Consider the following 18,100-nt stretch of genomic DNA (forward strand, 5'->3'; position numbering starts at 1 on the left):
CAAACCTAGCCACGAGCAAAGACGGAGCAGACGATGAACACCTTGCGCACCGCCATGCTTCTCGCCGCCATGACGGCACTGTTCATGGGCGTCGGCTTTCTGATCGGCGGGACCGGCGGCATGGTGATTGCGCTGCTGTTCGCCGCCGGCACCAATCTGTTCAGCTACTGGAACGCCGACAAGATGGTGCTGTCGATGAACCGCGCCGTCGAGGTCGACGAGAAGAACGCGCCTGAATATTACGCCATTGTGCGCGACCTCGCCAATCGGGCCGGCCTGCCGATGCCGAAAACCTATCTGATCGACAACCCGCAACCCAACGCCTTCGCCACCGGCCGCAATCCGCAAAATGCCGCGGTCGCCGCCTCCACCGGCCTGTTGCAGGCCCTGACGCGTGAGGAGGTTGCCGCCGTCATGGCGCATGAACTCGCCCATGTCGAGCACCGCGACACATTGACCATGACCATCGTCGCCACGCTTGCCGGCGCGATCTCGATGCTCGGCAATTTCGCCTTCTTCTTCGGCGGCAACCGCGACAACAACAACCCGTTCGGCTTTGTCGGTGTGCTGGTGGCGATGCTTGTCGCCCCCTTCGCAGCCATGATCGTGCAGATGGCGGTGAGCCGCACCCGCGAATATGAGGCTGATCGGCGCGGCGCCGAGATCGTTGGCAACCCGCTATGGCTGGCGTCTGCCCTTGACAAAATCGCCCGCGGCGCCGAACGCATCCGCAACCCGGATGCCGAACGCAATCCGGCGACCGCCCACCTCTTCATCATCAATCCCCTTTCCGGCGAGCGCATGGACAGTCTGTTTTCCACCCACCCGAACACCGACAACCGTATCGCCGCTCTGCAGGCGATGGCGCGGGAGATGACTGAGACGGCTGCAGCACCACGGCAGGCGGACGAGCAACGGCCGTCCGGTCCATGGGAGAAGGCAGTGCAGCCCGAGCAGCCGGCTGAACCGGCCAGGCCGAAATCCAATCCCTGGGGCCGCAATCCGACCGGACCCAAAGGTCCGTGGTCGTGAGCGGAGCCAGGCCCCGGCCCGCAGTTTCAGCCGATCGTGAAACAGGCGACGCCGATGGACCGGTGGCCGGCCTCGCCGCCCGCAAGGCTGCCGCCCGCCTGCTCGCCGCCGTCATCGACGCCAGGACACCGCTCGATGGGCTGACCGACCACGAGAACGGCCACCCGCAATACAAGGCGCTCGACCTGCGCGACCGTGGCCTGGTGCGCGCCATACTGGTCACTGCGCTGCGCTACCGCATGACCATTTCGGGGCTGCTGGCGCGGCGTCTGGAAAAGCCGCTGCCGCCCAACGCCACGGCGCTGTCGCACATACTGCATGTGGCGGCGGCGCAGATCCTGTTCCTCGACATTCCCGACAGCGCCGCCGTCGACCTTGCCGTGACCCACGCCAAGTCCGATCCACGCACGCAGCGTTTCTCCGGCCTCGTCAACGGTGTGCTGCGCACGCTGGCGCGGGCGAAAGAGGCCGAACTGACCACCGCCCTTGCCGCCACCGACGAGGCGCCAAAATGGTTTTCCGACCGGCTGAAGGCCGCCTATGGCGCCGACAAGACCAGGCAGATTCTCGCGGCCCACCGTGTCGAGGCGCCGGTCGACTTCTCGGTCAAATCCGACCCCTCGCTGTGGGCTGAAAAGCTCGGCGGCATCGTGCTGCCGACCGGCACCGTGCGCGTGGAAAAGCTCAGTGCCTCGGTCACCGAACTGCCCGGCTTCGCGGACGGCGCCTGGTGGGTGCAGGATGCGGCAGCCAGCTTTCCCGCGCGCCTGTTCGGCGATGTGCAAGGGCTTCGCGTTGCCGATCTCTGCGCCGCACCCGGCGGCAAGACCGCGCAGCTGATCCTTGCCGGCGCCAAAGTCACTGCCGTCGACACTTCCAAGAACCGGCTGGCGCGGCTGACGCAAAACCTCGAACGTCTCGGCCTCGCCGCCGAGATTGTCCAGGCCGACCTGCTGAAATACCAGCCGGCGGAACTGTTCGACGCCGTGCTGCTCGACGCGCCCTGCTCCTCCACCGGCACTGTGCGTCGGCACCCCGACGTGCCCTGGACCAAAACGGCGGCCGATGTCGAGAAACTCGCCGACCTGCAGCGAAAGCTGCTCGCCCGCGCCGTCACTTTGGTCAAGCCGGGCGGACGCATCGTCTTTTCCAACTGTTCGCTCGACCCGCTCGAAGGCGAGGAGCTTCATCGAGGCTTCCTGTCCGGCGACAAGAGCGTCATCGACGATCCACTGCAGCCAGGCGAGATCGCCGGCCTCGATGCCTTCCTGACGCCTCAAGGCACGCTGCGCACCACGCCCGCCGACCTCGACCTCGGCTCGCCCGGGATTTCCGGTCTCGACGGCTTCTTCGCCGCCCGCATGCGGCGCTTAGTCTAAGGTGCAACGCGCAGTCAGGATGTGTCGAGATTCAGGTCAGGCCGAGCCGAGAGCGTCGGTTTCCGAGAACCGGAGCGGAGCGTACTTAAGTACGTGAGCACCGGAAGCGCAGGAAACCGGCACTCGCAGGCCGGCCTCACCTGAATATCGATACATCCTAAAGCATGTCGTCGAGCGACCAGTGGTTCCCCCACCGCGCATCGATTTCATCGTCGACGTTCTGAAAGCGGATATCGGTGGAAAGCCGGATGCGCCCGTCCATGCTCCGGTTGGTCGTCGAGGCATGGATCATGTAGGGCGAGTGAAGCACGACATCGCCGGCCTCGAAATCCGCGATCAGCCAGCGCGCATTGAAGCGCTCCGCCATTTCGGGCAGATCCTTCGACACCCAGCCACCCTCGGCCATGTTGCGGTTGTAGGCGCTGATGCGCTCTTGGGCGTCCATGCCGGCATTGTCCCTGTTGAACCGGGCTTCCATGCCAGCGCCGATCGCATGCGACCCCTCGAGGTAGACCAGGCCGCCCATATCGACTGAAATATCGCCCAGCGGTATCCAGGCCGTGACGATGCGGCTGGTGCCGCCACGCAGATAGACAAGATCGTAATGCGCCGGCGTCGCGACCGGCGATCCGGGCTGGGTGAAGCGCATGATCTTCCGTTTGTGCAGGTAGGACAGCCCATCCAGGAATTTGTCCATGAAGCGGGACAGAGGCGGCTGCGCGCAAAAGCCTTCATAGGTGGCAGAGCGAACCAGCGACATCAGGCGGCGGTCGGCGAGCTGGCGGTCAAAGGCGTCGGCTGCCGCTATGCCGAGCGACGGATCGAGCCCGGGTTTGAGCAGCCCGGTATCCGCCATATGCGAAAACACAAAGCCGCGAAAATCGACCACGTCGCTGCGCGGCAGCAGACCCTTCAGCCAGACATAGCCCTGCGCCGCAAAGAGCTTGCGGATCGTCTCGATGCCGACCGAAGGATCGGTCGGGGTGAGATATCCCAGCCGGTTTTGCGCTGTCGACAACACCTTGCCGTTGGCGATCAGATCGACAGCGGCTTCGCGTTGTCCGCCGGCGGCAAGGCTTGACATTTCGATCACCCATGGCGTGTGATTTCGACGAATGGTGCCATGAGGCTTCTCACTTTGCCCATGGACAGAAAGCAAAGCTGGACTTTTCGCTCATGCCGGACCGGGACTTCGCGCTGTACAGATCGCCGCCGGCCGCTGCCGGTGGCCTGTCGGCAACGGGCGTCGGCCGGCATCGCGTCACCCAGGCAATCACCAATCGCAGGCTGCCGGATTTTGCCGTCGTGCTCGTCGAGGAGGGGCAAGGCTGGCTTGAAACCAGGGCTGGCGGCCCGCAGGCGATCGCGGCGCCGGCCTTGTTCTGGCTGTTTCCCGGCAAGACACATTCCTATGGACCGGACGCGTCGGGCTGGACCGAACGCTGGGCGCTCTTCGACGGCGCCATGACGCGCGATTTCACGCGGCTGCGGCTCATCGTCGAAGACGAACCTGTCGTTGCCTTGCACGACCTTGGCGAAATGCAGCGCCTGTTCGACAGGCTGCATGCCGAACTGTCGCTGGATACCGTGCTCAGCCAGTCGGAAGCCGCTGCCACCATGCACGCAATCGTTGTACGGGCCGCCCGGCAGGCGGCCCAATGGAACAACCGCAAACGAGATCCCGATTTTCGGCGCGCCACCGATTTTCAGCACGTCGTGGACAACTTGCGCAATTGCGCGCTCGATCCACTCGACCTCAACGCGTTCGCAGCAAAATTCGGCATGTCGCCGGCGACGCTGCGCCGCAAGTTTGCGCTGGCCACCGGCATGTCGCCCAAGGCATTCCAGCTGCGCATACGGCTCGACCTTGCCAAGCAATTGCTGGTCGCCTCCGATTCCCCAGTGGAATCTGTCGCGGCTGCGGTCGGTATCCACGATGCATTTTATTTTTCCCGGCTCTTTCGCGATCGCGAGAATTGTTCGCCCAGCGCGTTCCGTAGCCGCCACAGGCGGACATGAGCGCCGGGATGATCAGGGACTTGATCCCCGAAATGTGCTGACTTTTTTGGGGTTGATCCGGCGGCAACAGCGTGAACTCCTTCACGCCGGTGGAATTCGCCTTCGCATAAGTTCTTGAATCATATAAACTTGTATCGGGGCAAATGACGATCAGGAGGGGTTTTGGCACTCGCTGCCGGCAGCACGACGCGTCTTTGGACACTTGTCGCGAAGGAGTTCTGGCGCAAGGCGCGCCGGCGCCTGCGTGCCGGGCCTGTCTATCGCTGGCGTTATTCCGGTCGCACGCCCGAACGCGTCCTCATCGCACCGCCGGATCTGCGCCTCGCCGACCCGCAAATTGCGCTCGAGATCTACTATGGCCGCTATCCGCTGTCGGGACATCTGGTCGAGACCGGCGGCAAGTCGCCGTTCCAGATCGGGGTCTCCAACCGCGGTTGGCTGAAGACACTGCACGGCTTTCGCTGGCTGCGCCATATGCGCGCCGCCGGCACTGAGCTTGCCGCCGCCAACGCCCGCGCGCTGGTTTCCGACTGGATCGCTATCCATGGCGGCAATATTTCCGGCATCGCCTGGGAGCCCGGCACCACGGCCAAGCGCGTCATTGCCTGGTTGCAGCATTCCTCGGTTGTGCTGCAGGGCGCCGAGTTTCCCTTCTACCGCGCTTTCCTGAAATCGCTTGCCGTCCAGATCCGCTATCTCAGGTCGATGGCGCGCGAGATGCCGGATGGCAAGGACAGGCTGCGCGCCCGCATCGCGCTGGCCTTTGCCGCTCTGTCGCTGCCGGCGCCGGCATCGGCGCTGCGCGGCGCCACCCGCAATCTCGCCGAGGAGCTCGACCGCCAGATCCTTGCCGACGGCGGCCATATCTCCCGCAATCCAATGACGGTTCTCGAGCTGCTCGCCGACCTTCTTCCCTTGCGCCAGACTTATGCCAACCAGGCGGAGACACCGCCTGCCGCGCTGATGGGCGCCATCGACCGCATGCTGCCGGCGCTGCGCTTTTTTCGCCACCAGGACGGCAGCCTCGCCCGCTTCAACGGCATGGGCGCGACCATCCATGACCGTATCGCCACCATTCTGCGCCACGACGACACTGCCGGCGCGCCGCTGCTGCACGCCCCGCATTCAGGTTATGAGCGGCTGTCCATGGGCGGCGTGACGGTGATCGCCGATACCGGCCTGCCGCCGCCTGTCGACGTGTCCAACGCGGCGCATGCCGGCTGCCTCGCCTTCGAAATGTCCTCGGGCCGCCAGCACTATGTCGTCAATGCCGGCATCGACACCTATGGCGCCGCCGAATTCCGGCCGCTGGCGCGTGCCACCGCGGCGCATTCGACCGCCACCATCAACGACACGTCGTCGGCGCGCTTCAGCCATTCGCTGCGCGTCAACGATCTGCTCGGCACACCCTTGATCGGCGGCCCGCAGCATGTGCCGTGCAAGCGCATCGACCAGAAGGGCATGCAGGGCTTCATCGCCCGCCACGACGGCTATGTGGCACGCTTCGGCTTCCTGCATGAACGCGAACTGAAACTGTCGTCGGACGGCAATGTGCTTGCCGGCAGGGACCGCATTCAGCGGCCCGGCAATGCGGCGATCCGCAACAACGGCCGCGATTTCGTCACGCTGCGCTTCCACATCCATCCCGACATCAACGTGCTTCAGGACGAACATGACCGGCTGGTGCTGGCCGCCGACGGCGCCGACACCTGGGTGTTCACCTGCGCCGAAGTGGTGCCGGAGGTCGATGAGTCGATCTACTTCGCCGGGCTGGGCGGCCCGCGCCGCAGCCGCCAGATCGTGATTGCCTTCAAGGCCTCGGAGATTTCGGAGGTCCACTGGCAGCTGACGCGCACGACCATCGCCGGCTACCCGGAAAACAACTGACCGCTGCTCTGCGGGCAATCAGTCGGTCAGCTCAGGCCTGTTGCGAAACACCGAAGGCGTCGTAGGTGCTCAGCGACGGCGGACCGGCGAAGGCGAAGCGGATCTTGTCCACCATCGCCGCCGCCTGGCCGCTTCGGTCATAGCGCTCGGCGTCCTCCACAGTGCTCCAAACGGTGATCGCCATGAATGTGTCGCACGCCTGATGCTGCTGCAGCAGCACGGCGCTGATGTTGCCGTCTGCGGCGCGGATGGCGGGGATCGCCTCGGTTTCGTAGATTGCCCGCAACTGCTCGGTCGTGTCCGGCAACGCTTTGAACTGGCCAATACGCACAAATGCCATGATTTTGCTCCTCCAGGATGGTCAAGCCTATACCCGGGGCCAGCAAATACGAAACCTTGGAACGGCGCGCGGCGCTTGATTTCCTGATCTCATGTGCTACGGCCCGCGGACGCTTCAAATCAAGCCTTGAAAGGCCGCCAGCCCATGGCCGTCGCCGCCAAGAACATTCCCGCGCCCGACCTCGTTCCCGTCCGCCGCGCGCTGCTTTCCGTTTTCGACAAGACCGGCCTGATCGACTTCGCCAGGGGATTGGCCGCGGCCGGCGTCGAACTGGTCTCGACCGGCGGCACGGCAAAGGCCATCGCCGAAGCCGGCCTCGCGGTGCGCGACGTCTCGGAGTTGACCGGCTTTCCCGAGATCATGGATGGCCGCGTCAAGACGCTGCACCCGTCGGTGCATGGCGCGCTGCTGGGCGTGCGCGACGATCCCGACCATGCCAAGGCGATGCGAGACCACAAGATAGAGCCGATCGATCTGTTGGTCTCCAACCTCTATCCCTTCGAGGAGGTGCGCCGCTCCGGCGCCGACTACGCCTCGATCGTCGAGAACATCGACATTGGCGGCCCGGCGATGATCCGCGCCTCGGCCAAGAACCACGCTTATGTCGCCATCGTCACCGACCCCAGCGACTATGCCTCGGTGCTGAATGCGCTGGAGATGAATATCGGTTCGCTATCATTGGATTTCCGCAAGAAGCTGGCGGCCAAGGCCTTTGCCCGCACCGCCACCTACGATGCGGCGATCTCCGGCTGGTTCGCCGAGGCGCTGGAGATCGAACATCCGACCTGGCGTGCCTTCGGCGGCAGGCTGGAGAGCGTCATGCGCTACGGCGAGAACCCGCACCAGAGCGCCGGCTTCTACGTCAATGGCGACAAGCGGCCGGGCGTCGCCACCGTGCGCCAGTTGCAGGGCAAGCAGCTTTCCTACAACAACATCAACGACACCGACGCCGCCTTCGAGCTGGTCGGCGAGTTCGATCCGGCGCGCTCTGCTGCCGTTGCCATCATCAAGCATGCCAACCCGTGTGGCGTCGCCGAAGGCGCGTCGCTGATATCAGCCTATGCCAAGGCGCTGGCCTGCGACCCGGTCTCCGCCTTCGGCGGCATCGTCGCCATGAACCGCCTCCTCGATGCCGAGGCGGCGGAAGAGATCGTGAAAACGTTCACCGAAGTCATCATTGCGCCGGACGCCAGCGAGGAAGCAATCCGCATCGTCGCCGCCCGGAAGAACCTGCGGCTGCTGGTCACCGGCGGCCTGCCCGATCCGCGCACCGCCGGCATCACCGTCAAATCCGTTGCCGGCGGATTGCTCGTCCAGGGCCGCGACAATGCCGTCGTCGACGACCTCGACCTGAAAGTGGTGACGAATCGCGCGCCGACGCCGACGGAAATGGCCGATCTCAAATTTGCCTTCCGCATCGCCAAGCACGTCAAGTCGAACGCCATAGTCTACGCCAAGGATGGCGCCACCGTCGGCATCGGCGCCGGCCAGATGAGCCGCGTCGATTCCTCGCGCATCGCCGCCCGCAAGGCGCTCGATGCCGCCGAGGCCGCGGGATTGGCTGAGCCGCTGACCAAGGGCTCGGTCATCGCCTCGGACGCCTTCTTCCCCTTTGCCGACGGGCTGCTGTCGGCAATCGAAGCCGGCGCCACCGCCGTTATCCAGCCCGGCGGCTCGATGCGCGACGACGACGTCATCGCCGCCGCCGACGCGCATGGCATCGCCATGGTGTTTACCGGCGTGAGGCATTTTAGGCACTAGCGCCTTTTGCCCTCCCCCTCGTGGGGAGGGTCGGCGAACGACTTTTGCGAAGCAAAATTCGTGAGACGGGGTGGGGGCAGCGCCGCACCCCCACCCCGCTCCGCTTCGCGGATCGACCCTCCCCACAAGGGGGAGGGTAAGTCACTCCACCGGCTGGTCCGCCGGATAAGGCGTCTTGATCAATATCGCGATGCCAATGCCCAGGAAGAGGATGATCACCGCCATGCCGAGCCGCGCCGAGTCGGCGGCCCAGCTGATCGTTGCCAACAGGAACGGCGCCAGGAAACTGGTCGCCCGTCCGGACAGAGCATAGATGCCGAAATAGCGGCCTGATTCGGCAGCGGTCACGCTGCGCGCCATGTAGGAGCGCGACGACGCCTGCACCGGCCCGAAGGCCAGTCCGATCAAAAGCCCGTAGAGAATATAAGCCTTCTCCGCCGCCGTGCCGAACAGGCCGCCCGAATCGGTGGTCGAGAGCTGTATGAGGCCAAGCAGGGTGAACCCCGGCCCGGTCGAAACGATGCCGGCGGTGGCCACCGTCAGCATCACGAGCGCGATCATCACAACCACTTTGGAGCCGAAGGCGGTGTCCACGCGGGCGGCAATCCAGCAGCCGAAGATGGCGACGACATTGAGGATGATGCCGAAAATGCCGATCTCGGTGATCGACCAGCCGAACATCGCCGCAGCAAACACGCCGCCCTGCGTCAGCAGCGCGTTGACGCCGTCCTGATAGATCATGCGGGCGATAAGAAAGCGGAAAATGCCGACGCGCTTGCGTGCTTCGGCCAGTGTCGACTTCAGTTCAGACAGGCCTTGGCGTACGGCCGGTCCGATGGGGATGCCTTTGACGGCATCCGGGGTGAAAAAGAACATCGGCAGGATGAACAGGAAATACCAACCAGCCGACAGCGGCCCGGTGGCGCGTGCATCTTCGCCGAGCTTCGGGTCGAGCCCGAAGATGGGATTGAGCCCTATGATCGTCTTGCCGGTTTCCGGCGTGCCGGCCATGCAGGCAATGACAAAGATCAGCGCGACCATGCCGCCGAGATAACCGAGGCCCCAGGCGATGTTGGAGATGCGCCCAATCTCGCTCTTCGGCACCAGGCGCGGCATCATCGAATCGTTGAATACGGTTGAGAACTCCGCCGCGACGGAGGCCAGCGAGAACAACGCCACGATCAGGAATGCATTCGAGCCGGGCGCAGCCAACCACAACAGGCAAAGGCTGGTGATCTTGATCGTTGCGAAAAAAGCGATCCACGGCTTGCGCGGCCCGGTCTGGTCGGCGATCGAGCCGAGAATGGGCGACAAAACGGCAATGACCAATCCGGCGGCGGCGATGCCCCAGGCCCAGATTGCCTGGCCCATGACCGGATCACTGACCATGCGCGAGGCGAAATACGGGCCGAAGATGAAGGTGGTGACGACGGTGAAAAACGGCTGCGCCGCCCAGTCGAAGAACATCCATCCCCAAATGCCGCGTCCCGATGCCCGCTGCACTGTTTCTACCGCCGCCATGCTGAAAGTCCCTGCTCCGCCCGTATCGGGCGCCATGTCTGCATGTTTCGAATGCTCATGCAAATAACAAGCGCCAACCCCTACCTCCCCCTTGTAGGGAGGTCGGACCGCAGGTCCGGGTGGGGTCGGTGCCGCACCCCCACCCCGCTGCTTCGCAGCGACCCTCCCCCCAAGGGGGGGGTAAGGTGCACAGCCGGAGGAGGGGCGGCGCCAGCCTTGCGAAGATGATCACATCCCCGTGAGATCGCTCATCAGGCCCGATGCCACCGACAGCCGCGATACGGTGATATCGCCGCCTTCGGTCAGCGCCTGCAGCCGCTCGCGGATGCGCGCCACCCTTTCGCCGCCGGCCTCAAGCCATGCCGCCACCGGGTCCGCCGCCTTGGCGTGGCCGGTGAGTGCTGCCACCGCGATGCCGCGCCGGGCAGCGCCGATCGTGTCGGTGGCGCGGGAAAGCGCCAGCTGGTCGTAATAGTCGGATGGCGTGATGGAGCGCGCCGCGTCCTCGACGCGTGGAATGCGGAAGGCATCGCTGACCGCAAAGAAAGCCTTCGCCGCAGCGACGATATCGGCATTCGCCATTCGCGCCGTCAGCGCGATGTCGGGGATGAGTTCCGCCATGTCGGCCAGCGCCAGCTGCTCGGCCAGTTTTTCCGGCGCACCGCCCTTGAACAGGCCATGCCGCTTTTCCTCGATCCGCTCGCGCGAGAAGGCCGGCAGCAGCGAGCCGAGTTTCGGCTCCAGCGCCTTGCGTGCCTCCTGCAATTCGGCGATGCGCTGGCCGAGCGGCGCGGTGCCGGCATCGTTCTTCAGATACCAGCCGCTCGTCATAAAGATAAGCCGGCTAACCGACTGGTAGAGATCGAGCTGCACCTGGCCGTCGATCTGGTTGTCGAGCGCATCGATCTCGCGATAGAGCGCCGGCAGCGCGAAGCCGTCGCGCACCACGGCGAAAGTGCGCACCACGTCTGCGGCACTGCGGCCGGTGGCTTCCTGCAGCCGGTTGACGAAGGACGGGCCGCCGCGGTTGACCAGATCATTGGCGACGACACGGGCGATGATCTCGCGGCGCAGGCGATGGTTGCGGATTTCGTCGCCATACTTCTTCGCCATGCGATCGGGGAAATAGCCCATCAGATCGCGGTCGAAATGCGCGTCATCAGGCACGTCGCTGGCAACGATGTCGGAAAACAGCACGATCTTGGCATAGGCGAGCAGCACGCCAAGTTCGGCCCTGGTCAGCGGCTCGCCGCGCGCTTCGCGCTCGGCAAGGGCTGCCGGCGACGGCAACGTCTCGACCGCACGGTCGAGCAGACCGCGCGCCTCCAGCGCCGCCATGAAGCGGCTCTGGTGCGCGATGTCGGCGAGGCCGCGCTTGCGGGCGATGGAGAGCGCCAGCGTCTGCTCGTAATTGTTGGACAGCACCAGGCCGCCGACCTCGCCGGTCATCTCGGCCAGCAATTTGTTGCGCGCCGGGCGGGTCAGCGATCCCTTGCGCATGGCGGAGGCCAGCGCGATCTTGATGTTGACCTCGACGTCGGAGCAGTTGACGCCACCCGAATTGTCGATGGCGTCGGAGTTGCAGCGGCCGCCATTCAGCCCGAACTCGATGCGGGCGCGCTGCGTCACGCCGAGATTGGCGCCCTCGCCGATCACCTTGGCGCGCACGTCGAGCGCGGTGACGCGGATGGCGTCATTGGCGCGGTCGCCGACATCGCTATTGGTTTCGGTCGATGCCCTGAGATACGTGCCGATGCCGCCGAACCACAAAAGGTCGACCGGCGCCTTGAGGATGGCGTTCATGATCTCGACCGGTGTCGCGGTCGTCTTGCCAAGCCCGATTGCCGCTGCCGCCGCCGCCGGCAGCGTGATCGACTTCTGGCTGCGCGAGACGATGACGCCGCCTTCCGACAGCTTGGCCTTGTCGTAGTCCTGCCAGCTTGAGCGCGGCAGGGCGAACATGCGCTCGCGCTCGACCATCGACGCCACCATGTCCGGATCGGGATCGATGAAGATGTCGCGATGGTCGAAGGCGGCGATCAGCCGCGTCTGCGGCGACAGCAGCATGCCATTGCCGAACACATCGCCCGACATGTCGCCGACACCGACGACGGTGAACGGCGTGGTCTGGATGTCGCGGTTGATCTCGCGGAAATGCCGCTTCACCGCTTCCCAGGCGCCCTTGGCGGTGATGCCCATCTTCTTGTGGTCGTAGCCAGCCGAGCCGCCGCTGGCAAAAGCGTCGTCGAGCCAGAAGCCATGCTTCTCCGAGATGGCGTTGGCGGTGTCGGAGAAGGTCGCCGTGCCTTTGTCGGCGGCGACGACGAAATAGGGATCGTCCGGGTCGCGCCGCACCACGCCGGCCGGCGGAATGATGCCGTCCAGGCCGATATTGTCGGTGATCGACAGCAGGCTGGAGACGTAGTTCTTGTAGGCCGACGTGCCGGCTTCGAAGATCGCGTCGCGGCTGCCACCCACCGGCAGACGCTTGGGGAAGAAACCGCCCTTGGCGCCGACCGGCACGATGACGGCGTTCTTGACCTGCTGCGCCTTGACCAGGCCGAGCACCTCGGTGCGGTAATCCTGGGCGCGGTCCGACCAGCGCAGGCCGCCACGCGCGACCGGACCGAAGCGCAGATGCACGCCCTCGACCTCGGAGCCGTAGACGAAGATCTCGCGCCACGGCCGCGGCGCCGGCAAACCGTCGACCGCGTGCGAATCGAGCTTGATCGCCAGCGACTGGCCCTTCGCTTTCGTTTCGGCGACGAAATGATTGGTGCGCAGTGAGGCTTCGATCAGATTGAGATAACGGCGGATGATGGTGTCGTCGTCGATGTTGGGGACGTCTTCCAGCGCATCCTTGATCTTGGCCTTCAGATGCTTTGCCGCCACCAAGCCTTCCCCTTCGGCCGTCGGGCCGAGGCGGGCGATGAACAGCGCATGCAGGCCGCGCGCGATCTCGGGATAACGGTTGAGTGCTGCGGCGATGAAATCCTGGCTCTGGGGGATGCCGACCTGCTGCAGATAGCGGCCATAGGCGCGCAGGATGGTGATCTCGCCCGACCACAGGCCGGCGGTCTGGGCAAGGCCGTTATAGCCGTCATTGTCGACATCGCCGCGCCACACCGACAGGAAGGCGTCCTCGAACAGCGCGCCACCATCGGCAAGGTCGATCGGCTTGCCGTAGCTGTTCTCCAGCTCCATGTCGTGGACGAAGACCATGCCGGAAGCTTCGTCGCCGACCTCGAAAGTGCGCTCGCTGATGACGCGGAAACCGATGTTTTCCAGCACCGGCACCCGCCGCGACAATGCCACCGGACTGGCGTGGTGATAGATCTTCAGCGCCGCCTGATGCGGTTTTTGGTCGGCATGCCGGTAATAGTCGATGGCGATCGGATTGGCCTCGGCAATTTTGGCGATGCGACCGGCGTCGGCCAGCGCCACCGCCGGCGGGAAACTGTCGCGGTAGCTTTCCGAAAAGCGCGAAGCAATTGCCGTCAACGCCGCGTCGGCGCCGGTTTCTGCCGCGGTTTCGCGCAGCGCGTCTTCCCAGGTGCGCACGATGTCGCGGATCGCCGCTTCGATCGTCGCTTGCTCGACCTTCGGCGTCTTGCCGCCGGAACGGCCGATGATGAAATGCACGCGCGCCAGCCCGCCTTCCGGGAAAGCCGGGTAATAGGCCGACAGCCGGCCCTCGAACACCGTCTTCAAATAGGCGCCGACCTTCTCGCGCACGACGCTGTCGTAGCGGTCGCGCGGCACGAAGACGAGGATGGAGACGAAGCGGTCGAACTGGTCGACGCGCACCAAAGCGCGCACGCGCGGCCGCTCGACCAGTCCCAGAATGGCTTCGGCGTGCTTGCGCAGGATCGGCACCGGGACCTGGAAAAGCTCGTCGCGCGGATAGCTCTCCAGCACGTTGATCAACGCTTTGCCGGAGTGATCGCCGGGATTGAAGCCGGACTTGGCGATGATGGTTTCGGCCTTCGACCTGAGATAGGGGATCTTCATCACCGAGCGCGTGTAGGCGGTCGAGGTGAACAGGCCGACGATGCGCAGTTCGCCCGACAGCACGCCCTTGGCGGTGTAGGTCTTGACGCCGATGTAATCGAGATAGATGCGGCGGTGCACGGAAGACTTGGCGTTGGCTTTGGTGACGATCAGCGGCTCCGGCCCATGCAGGAAGGCGCGGATTTCCGGCGTCGTCGTCACCGCTTCGGTGCCGCGCCTGAGCACCAGCACATCGGGATCGGACAGGATGCCGAGGCCGGGCTTGTCGGCGCGCTCCAGCGTGCCGCTCTTCTCGCCGCCAGTGTATTTGAACTCGCGCATGCCGAGGAAGGTGAAATTGTCGTCGCGCAGCCATTCGAGGAAGGCGATCGCCTCGGTGACGCTGGCCTTGTCGAGCGGCACCGGCGCGTAACGGAACTCCGAGATCGCCTGGTCGAGACGGGCCAGCATCGGCTTCCAGTCGGTAACCGCGGCGCGCACCTGGCCCAGCATCTTCTTTAGCCGCCCGGCCATGGCCTCGGCCTGATCGACCGACAGGCGGCCGATATGGACGTGGATGACGCTCAGCCGGTCGTGGCTGTGGTCGCCCTTGGCGAAACCGCCATCGCCGAGGATTTCATCGACGCCGCCCTTGCCGTGCTTGACGACGATGACCGGGTGGGTGACCAGCAGCGGCTCGCCGGCACTCTCGGTGATCTCACCGAGGATGGAATCGAACAGGAACGGCATGTTGTCGTTGACGACGGTGATGACGGTCATCGGCCGGCCCTGGCGCACGACACCGGAATCGACGTCTATGGCAACGACGCAATCGCCCTTTTTGTGCCTGGCGACGGCGCGGCCGGCCAGATCGGCGGCACGTTCGAGATCGGCGGCATCATAGGCGGCGACATCTTCGGCGGGCGCGCGGGCCAGCAGATAGTCGGCGAGCCTGCCGGGCTTTTCGCCCGCCTTTGCCGCACCTCCCTTGATCGGACTGGTCTTTTTCGGGCTGCTTGCGGATTTCAGGCTGGCCATGACGCTAATTCCCTCCCGTCACATGCTTTTGCGACTATGGTAGCAGATGACCGGTATTTGGCGACAAAGGTTTGACGGCTTGCGAAGAAATATCGGCATTCCGCGACAGATCGCCGCCCAACGAGGAGAAATGCCCCATGTCCGGCAAGATTTCCGCGCTTGACCTCGCCCAGGCGGAGCTGAGCGACGCAACAAAAGCCTATTTTGCCAAATGCGAGGAAAAGCTCGGCCTCGTTCCCAATGTGCTCAAGGCCTATGCCTTCGACGAGAAGAAGCTGCGCGCCTTCACCGACATGTACAACGATCTGATGCTGGGTGTGTCAGGCCTGTCGAAGCTGGAGCGCGAGATGATCGCGGTCGCCGTCTCCTCGATCAACCACTGCTACTACTGCCTGACGGCGCATGGCGCGGCGGTGCGCCAGCTGTCCGGCGACCCGTCGCTCGGCGAGATGATGGTGATGAATTTTCGCGCCGCCAACCTGTCCGCCAGACAGACAGCGATGCTCGAATTCGCGGTGAAACTGACGGAAGAGCCGGCAAAGATCGTCGAGGCCGACCGGGCGGCTTTGCGTAAGGCCGGCTTTTCCGACCGCGACATCTGGGACATCGCCTCGACCGCCGCCTTTTTCAACATGTCGAACCGGGTGGCGGCGGCAATCGACATGCGCCCGAACCATGAATATCACGCCATGGCGCGGTAGCGACCCCCCCGTTGCTTCGGTATGTTAGCTACTGCGCATTCTCGTTGCTTGTTTGCCGATTTGGTCCGATGATCGCCGGGCGGCATGACCGCATGCCGGTTCGATGCCGCTGATCAAGGGAGGAGAACATGGCAAAGTTTCTCTACGTCTATCATGGCTCGGGCAAGATGCCGACCGGCGAGGCCGAGCGGAAGGCCGCAACGGATGCCTGGACCGGCTGGTACGGCAAACTCGGCAAGTCCGTAGTCGACGGCGGCAATCCCGTCGGCAGGTCGAAGATGGTGCTGCCCGGCGGCAAGGTCGAGAACAATGGCGGCAGCAATCCGACCGCCGGCTACACAATCATCGAGGCGAAGGACATCGACGATGCCGTCGCCAAGGCCAAGGATTGCCCGATCCTGATGGACCCGGCGTTCACCGTCGAAATCGCGCCGATCATAGAAATGATGTAACGCGCCGTTAGAGCAATTTCAGGAAAAGTGTAATCGGTTTTCCGTCCGGAATTGCGCAATAAACAAAGAGATAGAGCGGTTCGCCGTTTCCGTGAAACGGTGAAACGCTCTAGGACCGCGCCGCGATAGCCGCAGCGGCGCCGGCCATGGTGCCGGCGCTGATGCGGTTGGCGATCTTCATCGCCCGCTTGCTCCTGAGAAGCTTGCGCGCCTGCGATGCGGCAAGCACCCAGGCGAGATCGATGGCGACCAGGACCACCGCCATGGTCGCCGTCAACTCGACCCAGCCGATGACGCTGACCGAAGCGAGGTCGATGATCGTCGGCAGCAGCGCTAGATAGAACATCATGATCTTGGGATTGCCGAGCGTCACCGCCATGCCGGCGAAGAACAGCTTCGCCGGCGAATCTTCGCGCGGCATCTCGCTTTCTTTTGCCTGGACCGGTGCCGTCCACATCTTCCAGGCGAGGTAAGCGAGATAGGCGACGCCCACCCATTTCACCGCGACGAAGGCGAAGTGAAAGGTCTGCGCCACCACCGCCAGCCCGAACACCGCCAGCGACAGCCAGATGCCCTCGCCGATCCACATGGCGAGCAGGAACGGAAACACGTCGCGAAAGCCCTTTGAGATCACACGCGCTACGAGCGCAGCGATCGACGGGCCGGGCGAACCGGCGGCGACGAAAAGGGCCGCGGCGAAGATCAGAAGCGAGGTGAGGTGCATGGGGGGTCTCAGATTTGAGGTTTGGCAGGCATACTAACCAGCGGCGGCGGCGCTGGCAAAGACGGAACGACAATCGCTTTGGTCAGCGCCGCCCCTCATTGTCCTGCCGGACATTTCTCCCCGTATGGTGACGGGGAGAAAAAGCGCCGTCACGAATGGTTTCGCCAATCTCTAGCGTCGCAGAATGGGCGCGGCCTTGCGGCCAGCCCCCTTCTCCCCGTCACTGTACGGGGAGAAGGTGCCGGCAGGTGGATGAGGGGCAGCGCCGACCTCGACAATTGCCACCCTTGTCGTCCTCATCGGTCCCAGCTAGAAGGGCCGACGCGAAACAATTTCGAGCTTCACTTTGCCCCAGTAACCGCCGGTCTCGCCAACTCCCCTGATCACACTTGGCAGGGCGCCGCATAAGCGGTGTCTGCTTATTTTTCATGTGTTCCTCAGGCGGCGGTTCGAGACCGGTTTGGCAATGCTGAACCGCTGTCGCGTGGCTGTCGCCCGTGACACCTGACTTCCAACATAGCTAGCTCTCGCCACGCCGTGCCCGCATGGGCATCTCGACATTGCCGGCCTGGAGAACTTCCACACTGGAAGGTTTTCGGCTTGTCTCAACATCTCGCTGTTCGCTGGACGGTCGCGCCCGTCACCGCACCTCAACCTCTCATCAACTGCAATCGCTGCGGCACTGTGAAGGCCTATCGCTGCAGCTCGAAATTTCGCGTCAACGCCAATGGCAAGCGCATCGACGTCTGGCTGATCTATCGCTGCATCGACTGCGACAATTCCTGGAATTTCGGCATTTTCGAACGCTGCAATCGCCGCGACATCGGACCGACGCTGCTAGCATCCCTCGAAAGCAACGATCCCATGCTCGCCCGCCGCCACGCCTTCGATGTCGTGGCATTGCGAAACCGGGTCGGGCGCGTCGAGGAATTTTCGGACGTTGCCGTTCACAAGCACCGGCTCGGCGACGAAGGCGCAACCGCGCTTGAAATCCGGCTCGCGCTTGAGGCACCAACATCACTGCGGCTCGACCGGCTGCTCGCCGGCGAACTCGGCATCTCGCGGTCGCGCCTTCAGGCGCTGGACGAGAAAGGATTGCTGGTTGTCGTTCCCGACGGCGCCAGAGCTTTGCGCAAGTCGGCCCGCGACAGCACGACGATCCACATCGATCTCGCCGGCGAAGCCGACCATGTGGCCATCATCTCAGCGGCCGGCGGATAAACGAAAAGGGGCGAAGCACATCGGTGCTTCGCCCC

Annotated in this window: 13 protein-coding genes; 8 read left to right on the forward strand and 5 right to left on the reverse strand. The window is 64.3% G+C overall.

What is annotated here, in order from left to right; all coding sequences use genetic code 11:
• The first annotated feature begins 33 nt into the window (after window positions 1-33).
• Complete coding sequence (htpX, locus tag AC1DX6_RS28595; RefSeq protein WP_477319602.1) at window positions 34-1,032, forward strand: zinc metalloprotease HtpX; 999 nt, start codon at window positions 34-36, stop codon at window positions 1,030-1,032.
• Complete coding sequence (locus AC1DX6_RS28600; RefSeq protein WP_477319603.1) at window positions 1,023-2,411, forward strand: RsmB/NOP family class I SAM-dependent RNA methyltransferase; 1,389 nt, start codon at window positions 1,023-1,025, stop codon at window positions 2,409-2,411. The genes htpX and AC1DX6_RS28600 overlap by 10 nt, the downstream gene beginning before the upstream one ends.
• Before the next feature lie 157 nt (window positions 2,412-2,568).
• On the opposite strand, the gene AC1DX6_RS28605 is transcribed toward AC1DX6_RS28600, so the two are convergent.
• Complete coding sequence (locus AC1DX6_RS28605; RefSeq protein ID WP_477319605.1) at window positions 2,569-3,495, reverse strand: phytanoyl-CoA dioxygenase family protein; 927 nt, start codon at window positions 3,493-3,495, stop codon at window positions 2,569-2,571.
• A 92-nt stretch (window positions 3,496-3,587) separates the two neighbouring features.
• Here AC1DX6_RS28605 and AC1DX6_RS28610 point away from each other — a divergent pair, with 92 nt between their 5' ends.
• Window positions 3,588-4,430: a helix-turn-helix transcriptional regulator gene (locus tag AC1DX6_RS28610; protein WP_477319607.1), complete on the forward strand. Its 843-nt coding sequence runs from the start codon at window positions 3,588-3,590 to the stop codon at window positions 4,428-4,430.
• A 162-nt stretch (window positions 4,431-4,592) separates the two neighbouring features.
• Window positions 4,593-6,317, forward strand: coding sequence for a heparinase II/III family protein (locus AC1DX6_RS28615; RefSeq protein WP_477319609.1), 1,725 nt, complete (start codon window positions 4,593-4,595; stop codon window positions 6,315-6,317).
• A 31-nt stretch (window positions 6,318-6,348) separates the two neighbouring features.
• Here the strand turns inward: AC1DX6_RS28615 and AC1DX6_RS28620 are convergent, their stop codons facing one another.
• On the reverse strand, window positions 6,349-6,657 hold the full coding sequence (locus tag AC1DX6_RS28620; RefSeq protein ID WP_477319611.1) for a putative quinol monooxygenase: 309 nt from the start codon (window positions 6,655-6,657) through the stop codon (window positions 6,349-6,351).
• A 144-nt stretch (window positions 6,658-6,801) separates the two neighbouring features.
• Between AC1DX6_RS28620 and purH the strand changes: the two genes are divergently transcribed.
• Window positions 6,802-8,418, forward strand: coding sequence for a bifunctional phosphoribosylaminoimidazolecarboxamide formyltransferase/IMP cyclohydrolase (gene purH, locus AC1DX6_RS28625; RefSeq protein ID WP_477319613.1), 1,617 nt, complete (start codon window positions 6,802-6,804; stop codon window positions 8,416-8,418).
• A 141-nt stretch (window positions 8,419-8,559) separates the two neighbouring features.
• Here the strand turns inward: purH and AC1DX6_RS28630 are convergent, their stop codons facing one another.
• Together AC1DX6_RS28630 and AC1DX6_RS28635 are read right to left on the reverse strand one after the other, a co-directional pair.
• Entirely contained in the window at window positions 8,560-9,939 is a 1,380-nt protein-coding gene (locus tag AC1DX6_RS28630; protein ID WP_477319615.1) for an MFS transporter, read from the reverse strand.
• A gap of 228 nt (window positions 9,940-10,167) precedes the next feature.
• Window positions 10,168-14,967, reverse strand: a complete 4,800-nt coding sequence (locus AC1DX6_RS28635) for an NAD-glutamate dehydrogenase (protein ID WP_477319617.1) — start codon at window positions 14,965-14,967, stop codon at window positions 10,168-10,170.
• A gap of 137 nt (window positions 14,968-15,104) precedes the next feature.
• On the opposite strand from AC1DX6_RS28635, the gene AC1DX6_RS28640 reads away from it, so the two are divergent.
• Window positions 15,105-15,668 (forward strand): peroxidase-related enzyme, encoded by a 564-nt coding sequence (locus AC1DX6_RS28640; protein ID WP_477319619.1) that lies wholly within the window; start codon window positions 15,105-15,107, stop codon window positions 15,666-15,668.
• 128 nt (window positions 15,669-15,796) lie between these two features.
• Window positions 15,797-16,120 carry a hypothetical protein gene (locus AC1DX6_RS28645; protein WP_477319621.1) on the forward strand — a complete coding sequence of 108 codons (324 nt, stop codon included), beginning with the start codon at window positions 15,797-15,799 and terminating at the stop codon, window positions 16,118-16,120.
• A gap of 109 nt (window positions 16,121-16,229) precedes the next feature.
• On the opposite strand, the gene AC1DX6_RS28650 is transcribed toward AC1DX6_RS28645, so the two are convergent.
• Window positions 16,230-16,844: a LysE family translocator gene (locus AC1DX6_RS28650; RefSeq protein ID WP_477319623.1), complete on the reverse strand. Its 615-nt coding sequence runs from the start codon at window positions 16,842-16,844 to the stop codon at window positions 16,230-16,232.
• 600 nt (window positions 16,845-17,444) lie between these two features.
• On the opposite strand from AC1DX6_RS28650, the gene AC1DX6_RS28655 reads away from it, so the two are divergent.
• The gene (locus tag AC1DX6_RS28655) at window positions 17,445-18,065 is read left to right on the forward strand and encodes a DUF1062 domain-containing protein (RefSeq protein WP_477319625.1); all 621 of its coding nucleotides are present in this window, start codon (window positions 17,445-17,447) and stop codon (window positions 18,063-18,065) included.
• The last annotated feature ends 35 nt before the right edge of the window (window positions 18,066-18,100 follow it).

Source organism: Mesorhizobium sp. P2_C4 (genome assembly GCF_056404575.1).